We start from the raw sequence: 23,115 nt of genomic DNA, 5'->3' as shown, positions 1-23,115 counted from the left end.
CAAAAATACATCATCTTGATGGTAAAACTATACTGGTAAAACATCAATTTACAAGATGCCCAACATGGTCTTGCTTTTGTTTTGGGTCTCCATCCATTCACTTTCCGGGTCGGAGGCCTCGGTGATTCCTCCCCCAACAAAAATGAAAGCCTTACCATCCTCCAATTGCATGCAACGAAGGTTTACAAACAAGGACAGCTCTCCTCGGGAACGTAAATTCAGTTCCCCCAAAAAGCCTGTGTAAAATGTTCTTTTGTAGTTCTCGTTGGCTTTAATAAATCGTTGCGCCTCTTCCGAGGGTATTCCACAGACCGCAGGAGTTGGGTGCAGGGCCCTGATTACTTCTTTGACATTGAGGTTGGGCAGCATGGTTCCACGCACCTCCGAACGCAAATGCCACAAATTACCTGCTCGTACGGACTCGGCCTCATCAATTTCCAGCCGTTCCATGGTATGTGCCAATTTGTCGCCAATATACTCGGACACCATTTGTTGTTCCTCAATCTCTTTGTTGCCCCATTTAGGATCTTCATTCTGAATATAAGGTAGAGTGGCGGCCAAGGACATGGTTTGTAATTTCTTGTCTTTAACTTTAACCAAAGTTTCAGGCGTTGCACCACACCAAGTCCCTACTTTGGGGTGATGAAAAAGATATCCAAAGGCATTCGGATAGGTGTTCAAAAGTGTTTTAAAGATTTTGACGGGCGATTTTGTGATGGACATCTCAATTTTTCTAGAGAGCACTACTTTTTGTAGCCTGCCCTTTTCAATTTCCTTGATTCCATTTTTAATCAATTGGATATGGGTGTCTTTCCCCGATTCATCCAAAGTAATCGTGTTTGTTTTTTGTGATTTTTCAGGATGTAACTCTCCTTGCCAAACCTCATCAGGTTGAATCAAAACCACTTTATCCTCTGAATTGAAAGGGGCGAAAACAAAACCTTTTTCAGTGAAGTCTCTAGATGATTTCAGTTCATCATTCAATTGAAAAACTGCGAAAAGTTCCTGCTGTTTGGGTTTTCGGTAAATCACAAAGGGTAGACCATTTTCCAAACAAGCTCCGGCCCTTTCTAAAATCTCTTCGAGGCCTTTATTTTCTGGGTAGTGCAATGGTCGTTAGTTTACAATTGGAAATAAGGTTTCCCTCTTCGTCGGTAATTTTTATCTCCCAAAGTTGGGTGGTTCGCCCTTTATGTAGCATTGATGCTTTGGCATACACAAAGCCTTCTTTTATGGAGCGAACGTGGTTGGCGGCAATCTCGATACCGCGAACAAAAAACTTTTGTCCGTCCAAGAAAATATAGGATGCTGCACTACCCACACTTTCGGCAAGTGCCACGGATGCACCGCCATGCAATACACCATCGGGTTGGTGCACCTTGGGTGTTACGGGCATTTTGGCCAAGAGAAAATTTTCGCCGACATCAATATAGGTAATATCCAATGTTTCCATTAATGTGCCTTTGCAAATCTCGTTGCAAACGGACAGAATCTTCTCTTTATGCTCGTTCATCTTTCTATTTTTTGTAAAATTACACAAAGCTTTGGCAATAGCTAAATCAAGAGACCTCAATCATGTCCAACACAGAGAAGACCGTTACCTACACTACCGAAAACACCTATCTAACGCAGAATGAATTAACCCAAAAAACCAAAAATGTATGGTTGGTTTTTCATGGAATTGGCTATTTGAGCCGTTATTTTGTAAAATATTTTAATGGTTTGAATGCTGAGGAAAACTACATTATTGTTCCCCAAGCCCCATCTAAATATTATTTGAAGAACGAGTACAAATATGTTGGTGCCAGTTGGTTGACCAAGGAAAATACATCAATGGAAGTAAAAAACGTGCTCAACTACATTGATGCCGTACTTGAAGCAGAAAACATTCCAGAAGATGTGAATCTTATCCTTTTTGGGTTTTCACAAGGCGTTTCCATAGCTAGCCGATGGTTGGCAAGTAAAAAAGTAAATTGCAAACTGGTAGTTTTATATGCTGGTGGCATTCCGAACGAACTTACTACTGAAGAATTTGAGTTTTTGGATTACAGTTACACCGATATAAAAATAATCTACGGTAATCAGGATGAATTCTTGACTCCAGACCGATTAAAAGGCGAGAAAATCAAAATTGACAAGTTGTTCCAAGGTAATGCGGAAACTACCATATTTGAAGGAGGGCACGAAGTGAAGCCCGATATCATCAAAAATTTGATTTAACTTTTAATTGGAGGTTTTTTCCTCTGGTACTTCCTCTTCGTAATACTCGATAGTTCTTGTGATATAGGTGTTACCTGGCGTTACAATCTGTTTTACCCAATTGCTGGGGGTATGGCTATCAAACTGAAAAATATATTTGTCCGTAGACTCCGTATTGATAGTTTTTTTCACCATTCTGCTCAATTTGCCGTCAGAGTAATGGTAATAGCGTTTTTGCTGCGATACAAACTCTTTCTCGGCCACATCGTACAGAAAGTCCTCACTTGTAACCAACTTACCATTGTCGTTAAAAACCTCTTCGTTGGCCGTATTGGGTTCACCATCAATATATTCCTTGGTCAAAACTGCTTCTTGGGTGCCGTTTGGTCCTTTTTTGGTAGACGTTCTAACTGCTTTTTGAAGAATTCCGTTCGTAAAGGTGCTCACGGTATGCTCATTTTTAACTTGACCATATTCAAAAGTTGTCTCGTCCACCCCTTCACCATTGGACGATATAATACGGACTAATTTACCCTCATCATCATAATGGTACTGCTGTTGCTCCAAGAACTGTTTATCGTACGAAATGATTTTCTCAGTTACCTTTCGGTTCGGAACCGTATCAATCTCATAAAAATTTGCCATGGAAGTGGATTCGTCCAGCACATTGTTCTTATAACTTTCCATACGCTTTTCGACCAATTCGCCATTATCATATTTATAATAGGTAATGTCTTGGTCGGTATCGTTGTATTGGGTCACGGTTTTGGTCAAAATACCCTGCCTATCAAACTCAAACAACTCCTTTCCATAATCGGTGGTAACAAGACAGGATTTCACCTTGCCCTTCAAATCAAAATCTTTCACGGTAAAGATTTGCACCTCTTGGGACCACATTCCAACAATCTGTAAGAATGAAAAAAGTAGAAAAATGGTGTAGTGTTTTTTCATGCTGTAAAATTAGTCGTTAAAAACGCAACTGAAAAATCTAAACCGCATATATCATGCCCCTATTGGCAAGAAATCACCTAAAATTTACGTTCGGTGGCAAAAGGTGAAATATCCATCGACAGTTTATGGCCTGAAATAAGTTCCGTAACCAATTTACCTGTTGCAGGGCCCATGCTCCACCCCATCATGGCATGACCTGTTGCAATAGTCAAATTGTGAATATTCTTGGGCTTTCCAATGTACGGAAGACCATCGGGCGATACGGGCCGTAGGCCACATTTTGCATTGTTCTTGGCTTCTTCGGGAATCTGAAGTCCGTTGTAATATCCTTCAACACCTTTGGCAATGGCCTCTACCCTTTCCTTTCGGATGGTATGGTTAATTCCTGAAAATTCCATGGTTCCCGCAAAACGGGTAAATCCTTCCATGGGGGTAACCGCTATTTTCTTCTCCATTAAAATGGCGGGCATGGTAATATTTGTCGGCTCTTCTACATTGATTCTGTACCCCTTTCCCGCTTGCAATGGCAATTTTAAGCTCAATTTTTTTGATAGCTCGGAAGTCCATGACCCTGCAGCGAAAACTACTTCGTCCGCTTTGTAGGATGCTTTTGGGGTGGTAATCCCAGTTACTTTTCCGTCTGAAAGAGATACATCTGTTACGCCCTCATTTTTATGAATATCCACTCCGGACTTCTCCAGATACTCCACCATTCTTTTCATAATAAGCGGTGGTGTGGTATGCCTGTCGCACTCCCAAAGTATGGCTCCTTCAGCATTAAAGTCTACATGGGGTTCGATTTTTTTCAAGTCCGATTTGGAAAGGGGTTTGCCCACCAAGCCCATTTTCGCCGCTTTTTCCACCACCTCCATTTCGTGGTCGCGGGCTTTCTCGGTTTGGTACACCATCATCAACCCTTGATTACCTATTTGAAAATCCCCCAAGTCACCTGAAGCTTGTATTCCTTCATACAATTCCCTGCTCAAAAGGTTGATATCACGAATAACGGACATGGACCGCTCTACCTTGGTTTGGGTGGCCGATTTTTTAAAATACCAAGCCCATCGAATAAAGTCGGGGTCCAGCCGTGGCTTCATATAAAATGGACTGGAAGAATTGAACATATACTTCAATCCCTGTGTGATCATACCTGGCGAAGCTAAGGAAACAATATGGCTCGGAGTAAGGTAGCCCGCATTTACAAACGAAGCTCCCGAATTCATATCCGATTTGTCCAGAACGGTTACCTGGTGTCCCGCTTTCTGTAAAAAATAAGCCGTGGAAAGTCCCACGATTCCACCCCCAACAACAATAACACTTTTGTTCTTGCCCATAGCTACAAGTTTTTGGTGTTCTTTAAAAGAAGCGCCAAGATACATAAAGGGCTGGAGAATGTTAATGCATATATTGAGATTTCTTTAGCAAACTTTTGACTATTTTTGGAGGATTTTGAAAACATACATACGAATGAAAAAACTATCCTTATTAGTCTTAGGCCTAGCCATTGCCTGTAATTCTTCCCAAAAAACCGTTTCAGAAGCCCCGCAACCCAAACCAATGGCAAGTCCGGTACCCTATGCGGAAACAATTACCCAAGAAGACTTAAAAGAACATTTGTACACCTATGCTTCCGATGAGTTCGAAGGAAGGGAAACCGGTACTCCCGGGCAAAAAAAGGCAGTTGAATATATAAAGGCCCATTACGAATCTTTGGGTGTGCCCCCTGCCCAATCCAATGGTGATTATTTTCAGAAAGTTCCTTTGGAAGTGTCCAAAGTTCCGGAGGGAAATTTGCGCATAAACGATACATCTTTTGAGCTTGGGGAAGACATTTTGACTTTTTCCGAGGCCAAAGGAACCTACAACAATATTGTTTACGTGGGATACGGTATTAAGGATGGTGATTATTCCGACTACGAAGGGATTGATGTTCAAGGAAAATATGTGCTCATAAAAGCGGGCGAACCTGTTGATGAAAATGGTGTTTACACAATTTCAGGAAATATGGAGAAATCGGTTTGGAGCAATGCATCCGAAGCTGTGGGCAAAAAACGGGACATTGCCCATGAAAAGGGAGCACTAGGAGTTCTCTATTATGATATGCTGAGTTTCCCAAGGTTTCAGGGATATTTTCAATTCATGAAAACCAACAATAGCGGTAGAATGCAATTGGCATCCGATGCGGGTGATGAAGTTCTGATTTACCTGAATGATGACGCTGCCAAAACCCTAAAGAGCGATATTGAAGAGGATAATGTGCCGAAATCCATCAATACAAACATTACAATGGATATTTCTAGTGGCAACGATGAAGTAAACTCCGAAAATGTTGTTGCCTTTATAGAAGGCTCCGAAAAACCTGATGAGTATGTGGTTATTTCTTCACATTTGGACCATATTGGGATTACTGCCGATGGACAGATCAACAACGGGGCGGACGATGATGGTTCGGGAACAGTTGCATTGCTGGAAATTGCACAAGCATTCAAAAAAGCAGCAGATGAAGGCAATGGTCCCAAACGTTCCTTGGTTTTCTTGCATGTTACCGGCGAGGAAAAAGGACTTTTAGGTTCCAGATACTATACGGATGTTGAGCCTGTCTTTCCTTTGGAAAACACCGTCGCCAACCTTAATATTGACATGATTGGGAGGATCGATCCAAAATATACGGGAGCGAGAAACTATTTATATCTTATCGGATCCGACAAATTGAGTACAGAGCTTCACAACCTTTCCGAAGAGGTGAACAAAAAATACACGAACATTGAGTTTGATTATACCTACAACGACGAAAACGACCCAAACCGATTTTACTACAGAAGCGATCACTACAACTTTGCGAAGAACAACATTCCGATCATATTCTACTTTAACGGTACGCATGCGGACTATCACCGCCCAACTGATACTCCTGACAAGATAAATTATGATCTTTTGGAAAACCGTACACGGCTTATTTTCCATACCGCTTGGGAAATTGCCAATAGGGACAACAGATTGGTGGTTGATAAAGCTTCGGATTAATCACCATATTTTGCCCAAAAATGTAAAGACCCTCATCATCGAGGGTCTTTTTTATTAATCCAAAAACAAAAATCCCGGAACAATCAAGGTCCAGGACTTGTCTCAATATAAATGGGTGGAAGGCCGGGTTTACCTCGACTGCGCTCGGCACAGGCTTCTCGCCCTCGATTGCATTCAAAAACAAAAATCCCGGAACAATCAAGGTCCGGGACTTGTCTCAATATAAAAGGGTGGAAGACCGGGTTCGAACCGGCGACCTCTGGAACCACAATCCAGCGCTCTAACCAGCTGAGCTACAACCACCATTTAAAGCGGATGCAAAAATACTTTTTTGTAATGATTCAACCAAAAGATTTTTCAATTTCCCTTAATTTATTATACCTGTCTTCACTTCTTTCTTTTTCTGTAACATTACATCTGCCCGTAACTTACATTAAACCAAACCTGTACAATTTACCGACTAAATACACGTTTTTAAGACCAAACACACTTTTTTGGGCATTTCACAACATTTAATTCTTAAAAAGGTGCTCTGAATTTATTTTTGCATTAAATATTTTCACCTAGGCATTGTCAGAAAATAACCTCATATCCACTCGTAAAAGCTCACTAGCAAAATTAGTGCTTTGTGCCTTCACATTTTGTTTGTCCATACCTAGTTTGGCACAGTCTAGCAAAAGAGATAGTCTAGCCTTTAAATTACAACGATTGGAATCTACCAATAGATTCAACCCAAAAGATACTTCCCATATTAACCTTTTGTCCCGCTTGGCCTTTTCTTACAGATATTTGGATACTGACAGTTTGTACTCCATTGGCGAAAGGGTTTTAAAATACAGTAAGGACATTGACTATGCCTATGGTGAAATAAAAGGTTTGGATGCTCTTGGCAATTACTATTATAGTAAAGGTAATCGAGAAAAATCAATGCCACTCTTTAAGGAAGCATTGGAATTGGCGCAGGAAATTGAAAATATAGAGTGCGAAGTATCCCTAATAAACACCCTTGCACAAAACTATAGCTTTGAAGGAAATTATGCCGAAGCACTAAACTGGAATCTTAAGGGAATCGACTTGGCACGGGAAGCTGGCAATCAACAAATGCTATCTATTCTCAATGAAAACATTGCTGGGCTGTATGCGGATCAAAAAGATTTTAAAAACGCCCTGATGTTCTATGATACGGTCCAAAAAATAAATAGAAGACTGGGCAATGAGGTAATAGATGCTGAAACGCAGAGCAACATGGCTTCCCTCTATAAAGATGCCAAGGATTATAAAAGTGCAATGTTCAACATCAATAGGAGTATAAACACTTTTGAAAAAAATAAAATATACGATTGGTTGGCTTATGCCTACCAGGTTAAAGGAGATATTTACCTTAATCAAGAAAAGTATAAATGGGCCCTGTATTGGTTCGACCAGAGCAATATGCTGTTTAAACACCAAATTGAAGATGACAGAATAAAAATCGAATTGATGAACGGTATGGCCAAAGTATATTTTGGATTGGAAAAAGATAGCCTTTCATTAAAATATGCGGAAGAAGGTCTGGCTCTATCAAAAAAAATCAAATCACTGCAAGGGCAAATTGATTGCTCGGAAACTTTGTACAAAGTCCACAAGAAAAACGGTAATAACCCCGAGGCATTAGCCTATTTGGAAACTTTTAAAACCTTGTCCGATTCCTTGTTCAAGGACAAAAACAAACAGAGCTTATCACTTTTAGAGACCAAATTACATTACGAACTGGAAAAACAGGAACTGATCGAGGCCAATGAAGCTGCCCTTGCCAAGCAGCGTAACTATATCTATTTTTCAATAATCATTCTTTTCATCCTTAGTATAATAATCTTTGTGATCAGGAGAAGTGAGAACATCCAGAAAAAACTGAACAAAAAACTTCAGGATAAATCAGAAGCTGTGATTCAAAGGGAGGCCCAACTCCATGAAATCAACAAAACAAACACAAAGCTGTTCTCCATTATTGGCCATGATCTTAGAGGTCCCATTGGTGGGCTACAGGGAATACTTAAAATGTTTACAGATGGTGATATTTCCACAAAGGAACTAATTTCCTTTATTCCCAAACTAAAAACGGATGTCGAAAATATTTCCTTTACCTTAAACAACCTTTTATCTTGGGGATTGAACCAACTCAATGGTGTAGTCACCAAACCTAAGCGGGTATCCTTGTCATACCTTGTTGGCAATAACATCCGATTGTTATCGGAGATTGCAAAAAATAAGTCCATTAAAATTATAAATCAACTACCGGAAAACCCCCGTATTTGGGCCGATAATAATCAAATTGATATTGTTATCCGTAACCTACTGAGCAATGCAATAAAGTTTACACCAGAGAATGGGCTTATCACTATTGAGGCTGAGGAGAAAGGGAATATGTGGCAAATATCCGTTCGTGATACCGGTATTGGGATGACAGCAGAAATGCAACGCTCCATTTTTAGAGATTCCTCCAATATTACAACCTACGGTACCAATAACGAAAAAGGTACGGGTCTTGGCCTTTCGCTATGCAAGGAAATGGTACACAAAAACAATGGAAAAATTTGGGTAGATAGTGTCCCCCGCAAAGGAACCACATTCTTTTTCACTGTTCCCAAAGCACAAAACAGATATCAAAAGGCTTCTTGATCAGATTAAATCCTCCAAGCTATCCACACCAATATAGCGTTCTACGGTAAAGCCTTCTGCATATTCCACACCAATGATTCTTCCTAAATCCCTTGCCCGGTAATTAACACTATCGGTAAAATTCTTACTGCTGATGGGGGTCTCAGGTTCCTTACTGTCTGGGTCATAGAACTGGGAACTATATGCCATGATCGCATCGGTTTTTTTATCAATAAATCCGGATACATCAACCACAAAATCGGGTTCTAGACTTTTCCATTGAATAAAATGATAGACCAACTTGGGCCTCCAAGCCTCTTGCCATTGATCATCCCCGTCCATTTTGGTGTCGATTTTAACCAAACCGCTCAAAAAGCAGGCATCACTGACCAATTTACTACCTTTCCCATGGTCGATATGGCGGTCATCAATGGCGTTGCAGAGTACAATCTCCGGTTTGTATTTTCTAATGATTTTGATGAGTTCCAGTTGGTGCTCCTTATCGTTTACAAAGAAACCATCGGCAAACTCCATGTTTTCCCTAACGGAAACTCCCAGTATTTTTGCGGCGGCAGCGGCTTCCTTATCCCTGATTTCGGCAGAACCACGGGTTCCGAGTTCGCCACGGGTCAAATCAACGATACCTACTTTTTTTCCTTTGGAAACTTCTTTTGCTATGGTGGCACCTGCCCCCAATTCGGCATCATCTGGATGCGCTCCGAATACTAAAATGTCTAATTTCATAAGAATCTTAAGCCGTAACGGTCATGGATTTTACTTTGGCAACCGCCTGTTCAATATCCGCTATTAAATCTTCTGTCTCCTCTATGCCCAATGAAAAACGAATCAAGGAGTCCTTTATTCCTTGTTTTGCCCTGTCTTCCGGGCTCATCAATGCATGGGAGGTCTGGGTCGGCGAAAGCATGGTACTTTCTATTCCTGCCAAGCTCATGGACGGTTTTATTAATTTTAATTCCTTGAAAAACAGGGATGTGTCTATTTCTGTGTTCAGCTCAAAAGATAGCATGCCCCCAAAACCTTTCATCTGGGATTTGGCCACTTCATGACCTGGGTGGTCTTTAAGACCCGGGTAATACACATTTTCAACATCTCTGCTCTGGTGAAGGTATTCGGCCATCTTCATGGCATTTTCATTTTGTGCCTTTACCCGAATGGCCATGGTTTTCAAACTACGTTCCAATAGCCACACAGTATAATCGCTAAGGCTTCCTCCAAAACAAATCGCAGTTTGCCAAACCTTGTCCATGTTTTCTTGGGATGCCGCAACAACACCTGCACAGATGTCGGAATGTCCGCCCATGTACTTTGTGGCACTGTGCACTACTACATCGATTCCAAAATCAACTGGGTTTTGATTGATGGGACTGGCAAAGGTATTGTCGATCATTGATAAGATTCCTTTTCTCTTGGCCAAATCCGCCACGCCTTTCACATCAGTAATGGTCAATAAGGGGTTTGATGGGGTTTCTAAATACAACACTTTGGTATTGGGTTTGATTTCTTTCTCAAAATCTTCTACTTCCCAACCTGTGGTAAATGAGTACTCAATACCAAATCTCTCGAATTGGCTAACGGCAAAATGATACGTACCGCCATAAATGGTCTGCTGAAGTACCACATGATCGCCAGATTGAAGAAAAGTCATCAGAGCAGTACTGATAGCAGCCATGCCGCTACCAAAAATCAAAGCAGCCTCGGTATGCTCCAAAGCTGCCAGTTTTTTGCACAATGCCTCTTGATTGGGCGTATTGTAATATCTTGGGTATCTTTTGATGTCTACATCCTCAAATTGATAGGATGTACTCATATATAAAGGGGAAACAGCTCCCTTGAACTCCTTGTCTTCCAACTCCCCTACATGGGTACAGATGGTATTGAGTCCTTTTTTATCGTTGATCATTTTAAAAGGTTGTTCTTTATTATACTTTGAGTTTGTCCGGGCTCTGTCTATTGGAAAATAGCGAAAGTATCTCTATCGAATTACCATTGATTCGGTAATAAAGATTTGTGTATTTGGCAATGACAGCCCTACGAATATTCTTTTTCTTTTTTGAAATCTGAAACAATTCAGGATTCTTGGAAATCAGTTCAATAATATGATCAAGTTCTTGAGAATAGTTTGTCAATTCCCTTTCCGTCCAATTTTCCTGCAAATATTCTACGATTCCTTTCAATTCAGAAATTGCATTGTGAGTCCACAGAATTTTATAACCACTTGTCATATAGTTTTCTCACATTTGAATGCGACTCCATATTTCCAGAAGCAGCATCCTTCAAACCATTTTTAATGGATTCTTTTTCTTCTTTGGAAATTTCATCCCACCAATCAGCCTTCTCATTTTCCCGAAGCTTCATTATTTTCTCAATAATAGATTCATCATTTAGGGTAGAAAGCCATTGAATCAATTCAATCTTTTTATTTTGAATGTTTATATCCATGAATCTCAATTTACGATTTTGAAACGGATTATATCAAAGATACGAAACCCATCATACTTGGACTTTCTTCCACTTCCCTTTTTTAAACCAAATCATGGCCAAAACGGCTATAAGTATTTCCGCCGCAGTAATGGCAACAAAAACACCGGTTGCGCCCCAACCCAAAACCAATGCCGATATATAGGCCAATGGCAATTGAAAAAACCAAAAAGCAATCAAATTTATCTTGGTCGGAGTTCCCGTGTCCCCTGCTCCATTAAAAGCTTGGGTCATGACCATGCCATAGGCATAAAAAATATACCCCAAAGCAATTACCTGAAGACAAAGTGCACCACTTTTTACAACTTCCGGTGTTGTGTTGAACCAAGATATTATGGTATTGGCAAAAATCAGATAGACCAAAGAAACTGTTCCCATAAAGTAGGCATTGTATTTCCCTGTTTTCCAAACAGACTGCTCTGCCCTATCTGGTTGTTTGGCTCCGAGATTTTGACCCACCAGAGTTGCAGCGGCATTGCTCATGCCCCAAGATGGCATCAAGGTGAACATCATTACACGGATGGCAATGGTATATCCTGCCAGTACTTCGCTTCCAAACTCCGACATAATGCGCATCAAGAAAATCCAACTTGAGGTTCCTATCAAGAATTGGGCAATACCGCCCAACGAGACTTTGATCAAATTGAGCATCACCTTAAAGTTCAAAACCAAGTCCTTGGCCATTAGTTTGATTTTGCCCCAACCAAAGAACAAAATCCCCAATTGAAAAAGTACCGCAGTTCCCCTACCAATGTTCGTAGCTACGGCCGCACCCTTAACTCCCATTTCTGGAATTGGTCCAAAACCGAATATGAACATGGGGTCCAAAATAATGTTGAGTCCGTTAGAGAGCACCAAAGCCCACATGGCAATGGATGCATTCCCCGCACCACGGAATATTGCATTGATCAAGAACAATAGCACCACGGTTATGTTACCTCCTATCAAAAATTGGGTGTAACCATATCCTTCGGCAATTAAATCGGGTTCACCGCCCATTAATGCTAAAATATCTTTGGCATAGATGATTCCGACGACACCAATGATAATGGAAATTACCACACCTAGACTAATAGCCTGTACGGCCGCAATACGTGCACCGTCAACATCTTTTTCGCCAATCCTACGGGCAACAACAGCCGTTGCGGCCATACTAAGGCCAATGGCAAGCGCATAGACCAATGTAATCACGGATTCCGTTAAACCAATGGTTGCAACAGCATTAACGCTCACTTTGGAGACATAGGCAATATCTACCAGTGCGAAGATTGATTCCATGAGCATTTCCAAGATCATGGGAATGGAAAGCATAAAAATGGCCTTGCGGATGCTTCCCGAAGTAAATTCTGTTTCCTTACCGGAAATTGCTATCCAGAAATACTGGATAAATTTTTTAAATGAATTTGTATGTTGATGTGTCATTATAAAAGAATTATGTGTAAAAAAAGAATTGAAATGTCCAGTAACCGAGAAGAGTTCGGTTACATAAATCGGGTTTCCCCAATGGTGACATCTATCGCGTACATAATTCTTATAGCTTCATGATGATGCAAATATGCAAAAAAAATGAGATATTATTAATAATTTTTTATTTACTACTTCATTCCTTGTCCCTACCTTCGTAATCAAACCAACTCAAATAATTCAAAAACCATGCGTATTAAAAGTTTGATTGCCATTGGAATACTATCTTCCATAGCACTCACTACATCTTGTAAAAAAAGTTCAGAAACCACAAAAACAGAAGAAAAAACAGGTTACCAAGGGCAAGGTAAAAGTCCAGTTGTACCTACGGTTGACAAACCTATCCAAAAACAATGGAGAGGTGTTTGGGCCTTTAACGATAGTACCACTTTCTTTTCCAATAAGTTTGATGGTGCCCGATTGAACGGTGTAGCTTATGATGGCAACGACCACTATACCATTTGGGTGACTGCCGAAAATACCCCGATCAACGTGAGTCCATGGTACGCCTTTCAGGTCTGGTCAAAAAAACCACGCGACATTACAGTTCAGTTGAATTATCAAGACTCGAGAAGCAGATATTATCCAAAAATCAGTACGGACGGAAGAAACTTTACTCCACTGGACAGTACAAATTTTAAGGCCATTAATCCTGGTGAGGGAGAGTTTGGGATAAAAGCAGCACCAGAATCGGCAGAAATTACCATAAGTGTGACCGAAGAACCGACTTGGATAACCGCACAAGAACTTTACACATCATCTGTGGTAAAAGAATGGGTGGATTCCTTAAGCCAAAAGCCATTTATTACGAATTATCCAATCGGTCTTTCAAAAGAGAAACGTACCATGTCATTAATGGAAATCAATGAAAGTAAGGATTCCAAAAAGGCAATTATGATTATTTCCAGACAACACCCGCCCGAAGTAACAGGTTTTTTGGCAATGAAATCGTTTATTGAAACCATTTCTGGTGATTCTGAACTAGCCAAAGAGTTTAGACAAGAGCACACGGTTTTTGTGGTGCCATTGATGAACCCCGACGGAGTGGATAACGGTCATTGGAGACACAATACAGGTGGTATTGATTTGAACAGGGATTGGCAAAACTTTAATCAGCCTGAGACCAGAAACGTCCGTGATTTTCTCGTAGAAAAGGATAAAACCTATGATTTTGTTTTCGGAGCAGATTTCCACTCTACATGGGACGATATCTACTACCCTATTGATACTACGGTTACAGGCGAAAAAGGAAAAATAATCTTTGATTGGATTGAAAACATCAGCGAAAGATTACCTCAAAAGCAAACCAATATAAGTGCTTCCGACGAAATTGACCCAACGATGGTTTCTAGCAAATATTTTTATGTACACCACGGAATGCCAGCCATTGTATTTGAATTGGGCGACAATACCTCCAGACCTTTCCTAAAGGAAAAAGGCAAGGTGGCAGCAGAGGAAATCATGAAACTTTTAATGGAACAATAAACTATTTTTTGGCGTAATGCGCCTTGTATCGCCAAAAACTGATACCTCCCAGAATAAAGACCCCGAGTACCGTGTACCACACAAAGCTTGGGGTTATTACTTGGTCTCCACTAGCATAACTGTGCAGTCCTACCAAATAGAAATTTACTCCAAAATAGGTCATCATAATGCTGGCATAAGCCACAATACTGGCAAAATTATAACTCCATTTACCACGAAGACCGGGAACCAACCGCATGTGTAGAACAAATGCATAAATCATAATCGAGACCAATGCCCAAGTTTCTTTAGGATCCCAGCCCCAATAACGGCCCCAGCTCTCATTGGCCCATTGACCGCCCAAAAAGTTACCTATGGTAAGCATCACCAAACCTGCTGTTAGTGCCAGTTCGTTGATAACAGTAAGCTCCTTAATGTTGATATCCATTCGTTTTTTGTTCTTTTTGGTGGTAAGCACCATCAACAACAAAGCGACCACACCCAGAATCATCCCAACAGTCAAAGGACCGTAACTTCCCACAATAACGGCAACGTGGATCATCAACCAATAACTGTCGAGTACGGGTTGTAAATTGGCAATAGCAGGATCTACCCAGCTTTGGTGGGCAACCCATAACAACATACAGGTCACAAAAGCACTAGAGGCTATGGTCAATTCGCTTTTTCGGCCCAAGGCCAAACCAATGCCCATAGTTGCCCAAGCTACATAAAGAATACTTTCGTAGGCGTCACTCCAAGGTGCGTGACCAGAAATGTACCACCTCAAAATCAAGCCAATTGTATGCCAAATAAAAAATATGATGATGGTACCTTTTAATAGGTAAGCAACGGCATCAAGAATTTTACGCTCCTTAAAAATCTTTGCTATTAGAACAAAGAGCAACAACAACCCGACCATGGCGTAGTATTTGTACAAACGGTTGAACAAATCCAGCTTGTTGTATATAATCTCGGTTTTTATCTTGTTATCCGATGGCAATACCTCTTCCCCATGGTTCTTTTGGTTTTGTTTGAAGGCCTCCAGCAACCTATCTGGTTGGGAGTAATCACCTGTACCAATGGATTGTTGTAGGGAATTCAAATAATACGGCATCGCATTTTTGATGAAATTCGCATACAACGAATCTTGCACTTGATATTGACCAGAGCGATATTCCACGGCAGAGATCCATTTGTTGTTCTCATCGTTGAGCAAGGGAAAAATCTTTACTATTTGTCCGCTCAATGCGATGTCCAATAAACTTAACCGCTCCCCTACCTTTTTAAAGTCCTTTTCAAATTTATTTGGATTGGTCTTGGAGGTTGCCTTCTCTAAAAAAGGTCGGAGTTTATAATTTCCTTTGGCGTCAAAGAAATCTGTTGCCTTAACAAACTTCGTATCTCCGGGAACACCAACAACCTTACGAATACTATCATTCCCCTTATCGCCCAAAGCAATAATGTCCGCAGTGTACCAAACCCCGGGATTCAGCATCATGGAAAGGAAAACCTGATTGGCAGAAAGATCCTTGAATTTATCATCCCCACTCAATTTTCGCAATAATTCGGAGGCGAAGGTATTGACGGGCTTCATTCTACCATTTTCATCTTGGATGACCAATGCACCGAACTTTTCGGCGTGTTCCGTAGCCACTGTCGTAGCTTGGATTACAGAGTCAATCTGGGCTTTTGTTGGCACCAAGGAATGTTCACTATGGCCCTCTTGAGCATTTGCAGAAACAAAAGCAAAGAAAAGAGCAATAGCCGTCAATGCTGCTTTTTTTTCTTTTATCTTCTCAAGCATGGCCTGCAAATCCCTAAAACGTGTTTTTCCAAAGAACATAATGCCCATTAAACCAATATAGAGCAAAAAGTAACCGATATAGGTAATCCAGGTTCCCCACCAATCGTGGTTTACGGAAAGTACCGTTCCACGTTCGTCCGGGTCAAAACTGGACTGGAAAAATCGGTATCCTTGGTGGTCCAGTACATGGTTCATATAAATATCATAATCAAAAGAACGCTTATCGTGTACCGTAACTTTACTCATAAATGAGGCATACCCAGTTTCGGTTCCAGGATATTTTTCGGCGATAAAATCGTTCAACTCAATAGAAAAAGGAAGCTCATACACTTTAGATCCATAGCTCAATGAAAAATCCAACCCGCCTACATTGATCTTATCCGAGAAATTGGACGTTCCCTTGCTTCCAAGTAATTTTACCTCTTTGGTTTCTCCATTCACAGAAACAGAAACAACCAAAGCATCCTGCGTTACCTTGGTAATTTCTTCATCGGGCACTTTAACAATACCATATCTTCCTTTAACAAAAGGTTCGGGTACCACAAACTGCATGCCTCCCATAGTGTATAGCGAACGTAATTGAAAGGGTTGAATGCTATCACTTGTCACTTCTCCTTGGAACTGGTCCGCCATTCTCATAAAATCCCCCTCGAAAGGAGATTTGATGCGGAAGCCGTTCTCATCATCATAAAAAATATTGATGGCCCCATCGGTTTCATTGTTCAGGGCGAAAAGAATATTGTGGATGCTGGCTATTTTACCATTCTCCAAATAATGCTCGTGGCGTTGACCATTACCGGCCTCTACAATTTGAAGGTATTCTGCTCCATTTTCATCTGGAATCAATCCTTTTTCCGCTCCTTTGATAAAATCCACATAGCTAATGGAAAATGGTTGACCATTAAAATCAGACTTCCATGGCAAACTGGAACGTTTCCCTTCGGGAGTCACTAAAATATCATCTTCCAGCACCTTTCGTTTGGTTTCCCCGTTGATATCACCATCCACAAACGCAGTCAAATAGGTTTTATCCGAATAAAATACTTTTTCCGTTGCGCCTTCCCTAATGGGCATCATACCCTCGTAACTGATATATCGGGTTACAAAAGCCCCTAGTATGATCAAAATCCAAGAAAGGTGAAGCATGAGTACGGGCCACTTTTTCCATTGCAACAACCGATATCTATAAATGTTACCAAAAAAGTTGATCACAAAAAACACCATAATGGCCTCGAACCAGGTAGCATTGTAAATGTAAATTCGTGCAGTTTCGGTACTGTACCAGGTTTCCACAAAAGTTCCCATGGCCAATGCCGCGGCAAAAACCAAAAAAAGAACAGCCATAAGTCTTGTGGAAAAAAGTGTTTTCTTAAGAATATCGATCATGGAAATTCGGTCTACTTTCGGCTTGCAAAAATACGGTCTTTTTAGAACTTCCTTGCTGCATTAAGTCATAAAAATCAAACAGATTTGTTAATTCTTACCATAATCCATCGAACCTAAATTCGTAATTTTGATCATGCTCAAGATTGTAATTCTGGGGACCGGAAACCTCGCCAAACACTTGTACACTGCTTTAACAAGCACCGCTGATATTGATTTGGTCCAAATTGTGGGCCGAAACCAGAAAGAATTACAGCAATTTTCCGAGCATTCCACTATCTCCAATTCCTTTGATTCTATAGTTGATGCCGATATTTATTTGATTGCGGTAAAAGACGATGCCATTTCCGAAGTGTCTCAACATTTATTAAAGAAAAAGGGAATCGTGGCCCATACCTCGGGCGCTATAGGTCTCGATGCGATTCAACCCGAAAACAGAGGTGTTTTTTATCCATTGCAGACCTTTACCAAAGGTAAAACGGTTGATTTTAGCTCTATTCCCATTTGCATTGAAGCAGAAGAAAAGGAATCACTGCAAACCCTGCATAAGTTGGCAGATTCCATTTCTGACAATGTGCACCATATTGACTCGCAACAACGAAAAAAATTGCATCTTGCAGGCGTTTTTGTGAACAACTTTACCAATTACCTGTACAGTGTTGGCGAAGCATTTTGTTTGGAAGAAGGACTATCTTTTGATTTGTTGAAACCATTGATCATGGAAACGGCCGATAAAATCCAAGCCATGTCGCCAAAAGAAGCACAAACAGGGCCAGCACGCAGAAACGATACCAAGAGTATGGAAAGTCATCTGGAACTTTTAAACAAAAAAGAACACATTACACTCTATAAATTATTGAGCCAAGCCATAAAACAAGCGCATGAAGAAGAATTATAAAGAGCTTTTGAGCAACATTACCACCTTTGTTTTTGATGTTGATGGAGTTTTTACCGATGGAACGGTTATGATTACTACAAATGGGGAACTGCTCCGGAAAATGAGCGTAAAAGATGGATACGCCCTTAAAACGGCCATAAAAAAAGGATACAACGTTTGTATTATAACGGGTGGCACCAACCAAGGCGTAAAAGAGCGCTTAAAAGGACTCGGGGTAACCGATTTTTATATGGGCGCACACCACAAACAAGAACCTTTGGAAGAGTATTTGGATATTCATGGCATTGACCCTCAATCGGTGGTTTATATGGGTGACGATGTACCCGATATCCCCCCAATGAAAATGGTAGCATTGGCCACCTCCCCACAAAACGCAGTACCTGAGGTAAAAGCCATCTCTGACTATGTTTCGCATAAAAATGGCGGCGAAGGCTGTGTTCGTGATATTATTGAGCAAGTTTTAAAGGTTCGTGGAGACTGGAACGATAATTTTAGCGCCGAGAATGACTAAAAATCCACTCAAAGAGAAACTTAAAGGCAAAAAAATCATTCTTGGTTCAGGTTCACCAAGACGCAAAATGTTTTTGGAAGAGTTGGGGCTGGACTTTGAGGTTCGGCCAAAATCGGTGAAAGAAATCTACCCTGAAGAGTTGCAAGGACAAGAAATATCCGAATATTTGGCACAACTCAAGGCCACTCCCTTTAAAGAAGAGCTGGGACCCAACCAAATTGTAATTACTTCGGATACGGTGGTTTGGCACAACAAAACCTCATTGGCAAAAGCTAAGAACAAATCTGAAGCCTATGAAATGCTTCGTACCCTCTCAGGCGATTGGCACGAGGTTATAACTTCGGTCTGTTTTACCACAAAAGATTTTCAAAAAACCGTAAGTGGCATTACTAAAGTAAAACTAAAGGATTTTACGGATGACGAAATCAACTACTATATTGATACCTGCCAGCCTTTTGATAAAGCAGGAGCTTACGGCATTCAGGAATGGATCGGTATGATCGGTATCGCCGAAATTCAAGGTTCTTATACCAATGTGGTGGGACTTCCTACCGATTTGGTCTACCAAACCCTAATGGATATGGTTTCTTGAGTTTGGATGTGTAACTTTACTAAAATCCTCTACTCATGAAAACCTTAAAAATATCCAACAGTATAATTCTTGAATGTATGTTGGCCTTGCTTTTATTGGTCTCTTGTTCCGATAAAAGCAAAACAACAGAGAACGGAGAAACAGCTAGCAATAAAAAATCCAAAACATTAAAAACCGAACCTAAACAACCCCTCACCAATAATTTCAAAAATTATTGGTATGCCGACGATGCCGAAATCACTTCCTATAAATTGGAACAAGCGAGGTATGGTGAACTTCGGAACGGAAACGCGGTTCTGATTTATGTAACGGAACCTTTTTTACCCAAACAACAGGTAAAAGCAAACGGCAACAACCCTGAAAACATTTCGGTTTTAAAATTGAATGCCACTAAAAAGTTTTTGACCGGGATTTACCCCTACTCCATTATGAGCAGTACATTTTATCCCGTTTACGATAATCAGCACGCGTTGAAAACCAGTTTGTCCGTTCAGGAATGGTGCGGACATGTGTATGCCCAGATCAACAATCGTGAAAAATTTGAATTTACCTCACATTCGTATTTTGAAAGCGAGGCCGACCAAGACTTTTCCATGGAAAAATCATTCTTAGAAAATGAAATTTGGAACAAAATCAGAATAAACCCCGAAAACCTCCCACAAGGTGAAATTTCAATGATACCTTCTTTGGAGTTTCTCCGTTTGAGGCACCAGGAAATGAAGGCATATAATGCCATTGCAACCATCTCATCTAAAGGCGGCATAACAACTTACACCATTTCCTATCCAAAATTGGAACGAAAATTGATGATAAATTTCATGGCTGACTTTCCATTTTCCATTGAAAGTTGGACGGAAGAATTCAAGAGTGGATTTGGATCGGATGCGAAAACGTTGACCACTTCTGCTACCAAAATCAAAACAATAAAAACCGCTTATTGGAGCCAAAACAAAAACAAAGATCTAATATTAAGGGATAGTTTAGGTTTATAACAGCAATTAATGCCTATGTTAAAACTCTTCTAAATAAACGGATGACTGTATACAAACTACCTATATTTGAAATAACCACTAAACGACCAACTATGAAGCATTTTTGGGTATTCCTTTCCCTTACCATACTACTTTTAACTAATTCTTTTGCCCAAAAACCGGATAAGCTTACTTCGGCAGAGTTATTTCACGACATACAAAAACTGAATTTTTTAGGGACGGCCCTTTACGTAGCGGCCCACCCCGATGACGAAAACACAAGCCTGATTTCCTATCTCGACAACCACGAAAAAGCGAGAACGGTCTATTTGTCGATGACAAGGGGTGACGGTGGACAAAACTTGATCGGTTCTGAACTAGCTGAGCTTTTGGGGGTATTGCGCACACAAGAACTTTTAGCTGCAAGACATCTAGATGGCGGTGAACAACGCTTTACACGTGCAATTGACTTTGGGTTTTCCAAACACCCAAAGGAAACCTTAAAAATATGGGACAAGGATAAAGTTTTGGCCGATGTGGTTTGGGCCATTCGAAACATTAAACCTGATGTGATCATCAACAGATTTGATCATAGAACCCCTGGCTCCACACACGGTCACCATACGTCTTCGGCTATTTTGAGCATGGAGGCCTTTGACCTCGCAAATGATCCAGATGTTTATTCCGAGCAATTGCAATGGACAACCCCCTGGCAGCCCAAACGTATTTTTTATAATACTTCGTGGTGGCAATACGGCAGTCAGGAAGCATTTGAAAAAGTTGACAAGTCCGGTATGGTCCGGCTAGATGTAGGCACCTATTACCCAGAGCTCGGACTCTCCAACAACGAAATTGCTGCCATGGCACGTAGCCAACACCTTTGTCAAGGATTTGGTAGGCTGACAGATAGAGGTACTGACAATGAGTATATTGAATTACTAAAAGGCGACATGCCCAAGGAAAATGATGTTTTTGAAGGCATCAATACCACTTGGTCCCGTGTTAAAGGAGGCGAAGCTGTTGGAAACATTTTATATAAGGTTGAAGAGAATTTTGATTTCCAAAATCCATCCAAGCATATACCTGAACTTGTAAAAGCTTATCAGCAATTACAAAAAGTTGAAGATGAACACTGGAGAACATTAAAATCGGAAGAATTAAAAAACATCATCCTAGCTTCGGCCGGATTATATTTGGAGGCCAGTTCGGCAAGTGCTTCTGCTACTCCTGGCAGTAAGGTAACCATCAATATAGAGACCATAAACAGATCTTCTTCAAATATCACTTTAAATGAAATTGAGATTGTTGGTACCGATGCCCATCTAAGCCCGAACAAAATTTTAGGAAACAACCAAAAAGAGAATTTTGAAATTAGCTTCACCGTTCCCGAAAACACTTCCTACACCAGCCCATATTGGCTAAACGAATCTGGAACTTTGGGAACCTATACCGTGAACGACCAAAGTTTGATCGGTAAACCCGAAACCCCAAGTGCCTTTGTGGCAGTTTTTACTTTGGTTATTGATGGAGTGGATATTCCGTTTGAAAAATCGGTGGTACACCGCTATTCCAGACCAGACAGGGGCGAATTGTACGAACCCTTTGCCATTTTGCCCGAAGTCACTTCCAAAATTGATGAAAAGGTGCTCATCTTTGCCAGTGCGGACACTAAGGAGATACAAGTAAAAGTACGAGCAGGTAAAAATGGTGTATCCGGAACGGTTGAGTTAGATCATCCAGCCGAGTGGACAGTTTCACCACAAAACATTCCTTTTTCCATTGCGCAAAAAGGCGAAGAAATTTCGGTAACATTCAAAGTTACGCCTCCAGATACCGAAAGCGAAGGAAAAATTGAGCCCAAAATTACCATGGGCAACAAAGTTTACGATAAAGAATTGGTAGAAATCGATTACGACCATATTCCAAAGCAATCCGTATTACTTCCTTCGGAAGCCAAAGTGGTTCGCATGGATATTAAAAAATCAGGGGAGCATATCGCTTACATTATGGGGGCTGGAGATATGGTGCCCGAAAATTTGGAACAAATCGGTTACCAAGTCCATATTGTTGATCCAAACGATGTTCAAAATGGGGATTTGGATAAATACGATGCTGTGGTCGTGGGCATTAGAGCCTACAATGTGGTGGAAGCCTTAAAATTTAAGCAACCCGTGCTGTTCGATTATGTAAAAAATGGCGGCACCATGATTGTACAGTACAATACGGCCGGAAGATGGGCAAGTCAATTTGAAAACATTGCCCCATACGATGTGACGCTTTCCAGAGATAGGGTTACGGACGAAAATGCAGAGGTAAAAATATTGGCCCCCAACCATTCTTTGATGAATTTCCCGAATGCCATCACAAAAAAGGATTTTGATGGGTGGGTACAAGAACGTGGATTGTATTTTCCAAGTGAATGGAGTTCAGAGTTTACACCAATTCTCTCTATGAAAGATGAGGGCGAAACCGAAAAACAAGGAAGCCTTATTGTAGCACCTTATGGAGAAGGTCACTATATTTATACAGGTTTAAGCTTTTTCAGGGAATTACCTGTTGGGGTTTCGGGAGCATATAAACTATTTGCAAATATGCTTTCCGTAGGAAAAGATCAAGTAAAAAGAGACAGTAATGTCAAAGGATAATATGAATACCAAATTTGAATGGAAAAAGGAATACAGCATTGTTATCCTTTTAAATGCCATTTATATATTGGTT

Annotated in this window: 19 protein-coding genes and 1 tRNA gene; 9 read left to right on the top strand and 11 right to left on the bottom strand. The window is 40.7% G+C overall.

The window, feature by feature from the left end; translation table 11 throughout:
* Positions 1-48: 48 nt before the first annotated feature.
* The gene (locus tag GO009_RS12090; protein WP_203532448.1) at positions 49-1,110 is read right to left on the bottom strand and encodes a chorismate-binding protein; all 1,062 of its coding nucleotides are present in this window, start codon (positions 1,108-1,110) and stop codon (positions 49-51) included.
* Positions 1,091-1,513 (bottom strand): PaaI family thioesterase, encoded by a 423-nt coding sequence (locus GO009_RS12085; protein WP_163626477.1) that lies wholly within the window; start codon positions 1,511-1,513, stop codon positions 1,091-1,093. Before GO009_RS12085 ends, GO009_RS12090 begins: the two co-directional genes overlap by 20 nt.
* Positions 1,514-1,575: 62 nt before the next feature.
* Here GO009_RS12085 and GO009_RS12080 point away from each other — a divergent pair, with 62 nt between their 5' ends.
* Positions 1,576-2,220: an alpha/beta hydrolase gene (locus GO009_RS12080; RefSeq protein ID WP_163626475.1), complete on the top strand. Its 645-nt coding sequence runs from the start codon at positions 1,576-1,578 to the stop codon at positions 2,218-2,220.
* A 3-nt stretch (positions 2,221-2,223) separates the two neighbouring features.
* Here GO009_RS12080 and GO009_RS12075 read toward each other — a convergent pair whose 3' ends face one another.
* A complete protein-coding gene (locus GO009_RS12075; RefSeq protein ID WP_163626474.1) occupies positions 2,224-3,150 on the bottom strand; it encodes a hypothetical protein in 927 nt (308 codons plus the stop codon).
* 77 nt (positions 3,151-3,227) lie between these two features.
* Positions 3,228-4,484, bottom strand: a complete 1,257-nt coding sequence (locus tag GO009_RS12070) for an FAD-binding oxidoreductase (protein ID WP_163626473.1) — start codon at positions 4,482-4,484, stop codon at positions 3,228-3,230.
* A gap of 133 nt (positions 4,485-4,617) precedes the next feature.
* Here GO009_RS12070 and GO009_RS12065 point away from each other — a divergent pair, with 133 nt between their 5' ends.
* A complete protein-coding gene (locus GO009_RS12065; RefSeq protein WP_163626472.1) occupies positions 4,618-6,174 on the top strand; it encodes a M28 family peptidase in 1,557 nt (518 codons plus the stop codon).
* Between the two features lie 228 nt (positions 6,175-6,402).
* On the opposite strand, the gene GO009_RS12060 is transcribed toward GO009_RS12065, so the two are convergent.
* Positions 6,403-6,478, bottom strand: a tRNA-His gene (locus tag GO009_RS12060).
* 404 nt (positions 6,479-6,882) lie between these two features.
* Between GO009_RS12060 and GO009_RS12055 the strand changes: the two genes are divergently transcribed.
* Positions 6,883-8,832: a tetratricopeptide repeat-containing sensor histidine kinase gene (locus tag GO009_RS12055; RefSeq protein WP_239057455.1), complete on the top strand. Its 1,950-nt coding sequence runs from the start codon at positions 6,883-6,885 to the stop codon at positions 8,830-8,832.
* On the opposite strand, the gene bshB1 is transcribed toward GO009_RS12055, so the two are convergent.
* The 5 genes from bshB1 to GO009_RS12030 are packed head-to-tail and all read right to left on the bottom strand — an operon-like array spanning position 8,833 to position 12,732.
* Positions 8,833-9,555, bottom strand: a complete 723-nt coding sequence (gene bshB1, locus GO009_RS12050; RefSeq protein ID WP_163626468.1) for a bacillithiol biosynthesis deacetylase BshB1 — start codon at positions 9,553-9,555, stop codon at positions 8,833-8,835. It abuts the gene before it with no gap.
* A gap of 7 nt (positions 9,556-9,562) precedes the next feature.
* Complete coding sequence (locus GO009_RS12045) at positions 9,563-10,732, bottom strand: PLP-dependent aspartate aminotransferase family protein (protein ID WP_163626467.1); 1,170 nt, start codon at positions 10,730-10,732, stop codon at positions 9,563-9,565.
* 19 nt (positions 10,733-10,751) lie between these two features.
* On the bottom strand, positions 10,752-11,054 hold the full coding sequence (locus tag GO009_RS12040; protein WP_163626465.1) for a type II toxin-antitoxin system RelE/ParE family toxin: 303 nt from the start codon (positions 11,052-11,054) through the stop codon (positions 10,752-10,754).
* Entirely contained in the window at positions 11,038-11,271 is a 234-nt protein-coding gene (locus GO009_RS12035) for a hypothetical protein (RefSeq protein WP_163626463.1), read from the bottom strand. Before GO009_RS12035 ends, GO009_RS12040 begins: the two co-directional genes overlap by 17 nt.
* Before the next feature lie 51 nt (positions 11,272-11,322).
* Entirely contained in the window at positions 11,323-12,732 is a 1,410-nt protein-coding gene (locus tag GO009_RS12030) for an MATE family efflux transporter (protein ID WP_163626461.1), read from the bottom strand.
* A 231-nt stretch (positions 12,733-12,963) separates the two neighbouring features.
* Between GO009_RS12030 and GO009_RS12025 the strand changes: the two genes are divergently transcribed.
* Positions 12,964-14,259 (top strand): M14 family metallopeptidase, encoded by a 1,296-nt coding sequence (locus tag GO009_RS12025; protein ID WP_163626460.1) that lies wholly within the window; start codon positions 12,964-12,966, stop codon positions 14,257-14,259.
* 1 nt (position 14,260) lies between these two features.
* Here the strand turns inward: GO009_RS12025 and ccsA are convergent, their stop codons facing one another.
* A complete protein-coding gene (gene ccsA / locus GO009_RS12020) occupies positions 14,261-17,428 on the bottom strand; it encodes a cytochrome c biogenesis protein (RefSeq protein WP_163626458.1) in 3,168 nt (1,055 codons plus the stop codon).
* 133 nt (positions 17,429-17,561) lie between these two features.
* Here ccsA and GO009_RS12015 point away from each other — a divergent pair, with 133 nt between their 5' ends.
* From GO009_RS12015 to GO009_RS11995, 5 genes are all read left to right on the top strand, one after another.
* Positions 17,562-18,323, top strand: a complete 762-nt coding sequence (locus GO009_RS12015; protein WP_163626450.1) for a Rossmann-like and DUF2520 domain-containing protein — start codon at positions 17,562-17,564, stop codon at positions 18,321-18,323.
* Positions 18,307-18,834, top strand: a complete 528-nt coding sequence (locus GO009_RS12010) for an HAD family hydrolase (protein ID WP_163626448.1) — start codon at positions 18,307-18,309, stop codon at positions 18,832-18,834. Before GO009_RS12015 ends, GO009_RS12010 begins: the two co-directional genes overlap by 17 nt.
* Entirely contained in the window at positions 18,827-19,426 is a 600-nt protein-coding gene (locus GO009_RS12005) for a Maf family nucleotide pyrophosphatase (protein WP_203532447.1), read from the top strand. Before GO009_RS12010 ends, GO009_RS12005 begins: the two co-directional genes overlap by 8 nt.
* Positions 19,427-19,461: 35 nt before the next feature.
* Positions 19,462-20,418: a septum formation inhibitor Maf gene (locus GO009_RS12000; protein WP_163626444.1), complete on the top strand. Its 957-nt coding sequence runs from the start codon at positions 19,462-19,464 to the stop codon at positions 20,416-20,418.
* 92 nt (positions 20,419-20,510) lie between these two features.
* Positions 20,511-23,042, top strand: a complete 2,532-nt coding sequence (locus tag GO009_RS11995) for a PIG-L family deacetylase (RefSeq protein WP_163626442.1) — start codon at positions 20,511-20,513, stop codon at positions 23,040-23,042.
* Positions 23,043-23,115 lie beyond the last annotated feature (73 nt).

Source organism: Allomuricauda sp. TY007, from assembly GCF_010468565.1.
Lineage (GTDB): Bacteria > Bacteroidota > Bacteroidia > Flavobacteriales > Flavobacteriaceae > Flagellimonas.
This window is presented reverse-complemented; position numbering and strand designations above follow the sequence as displayed.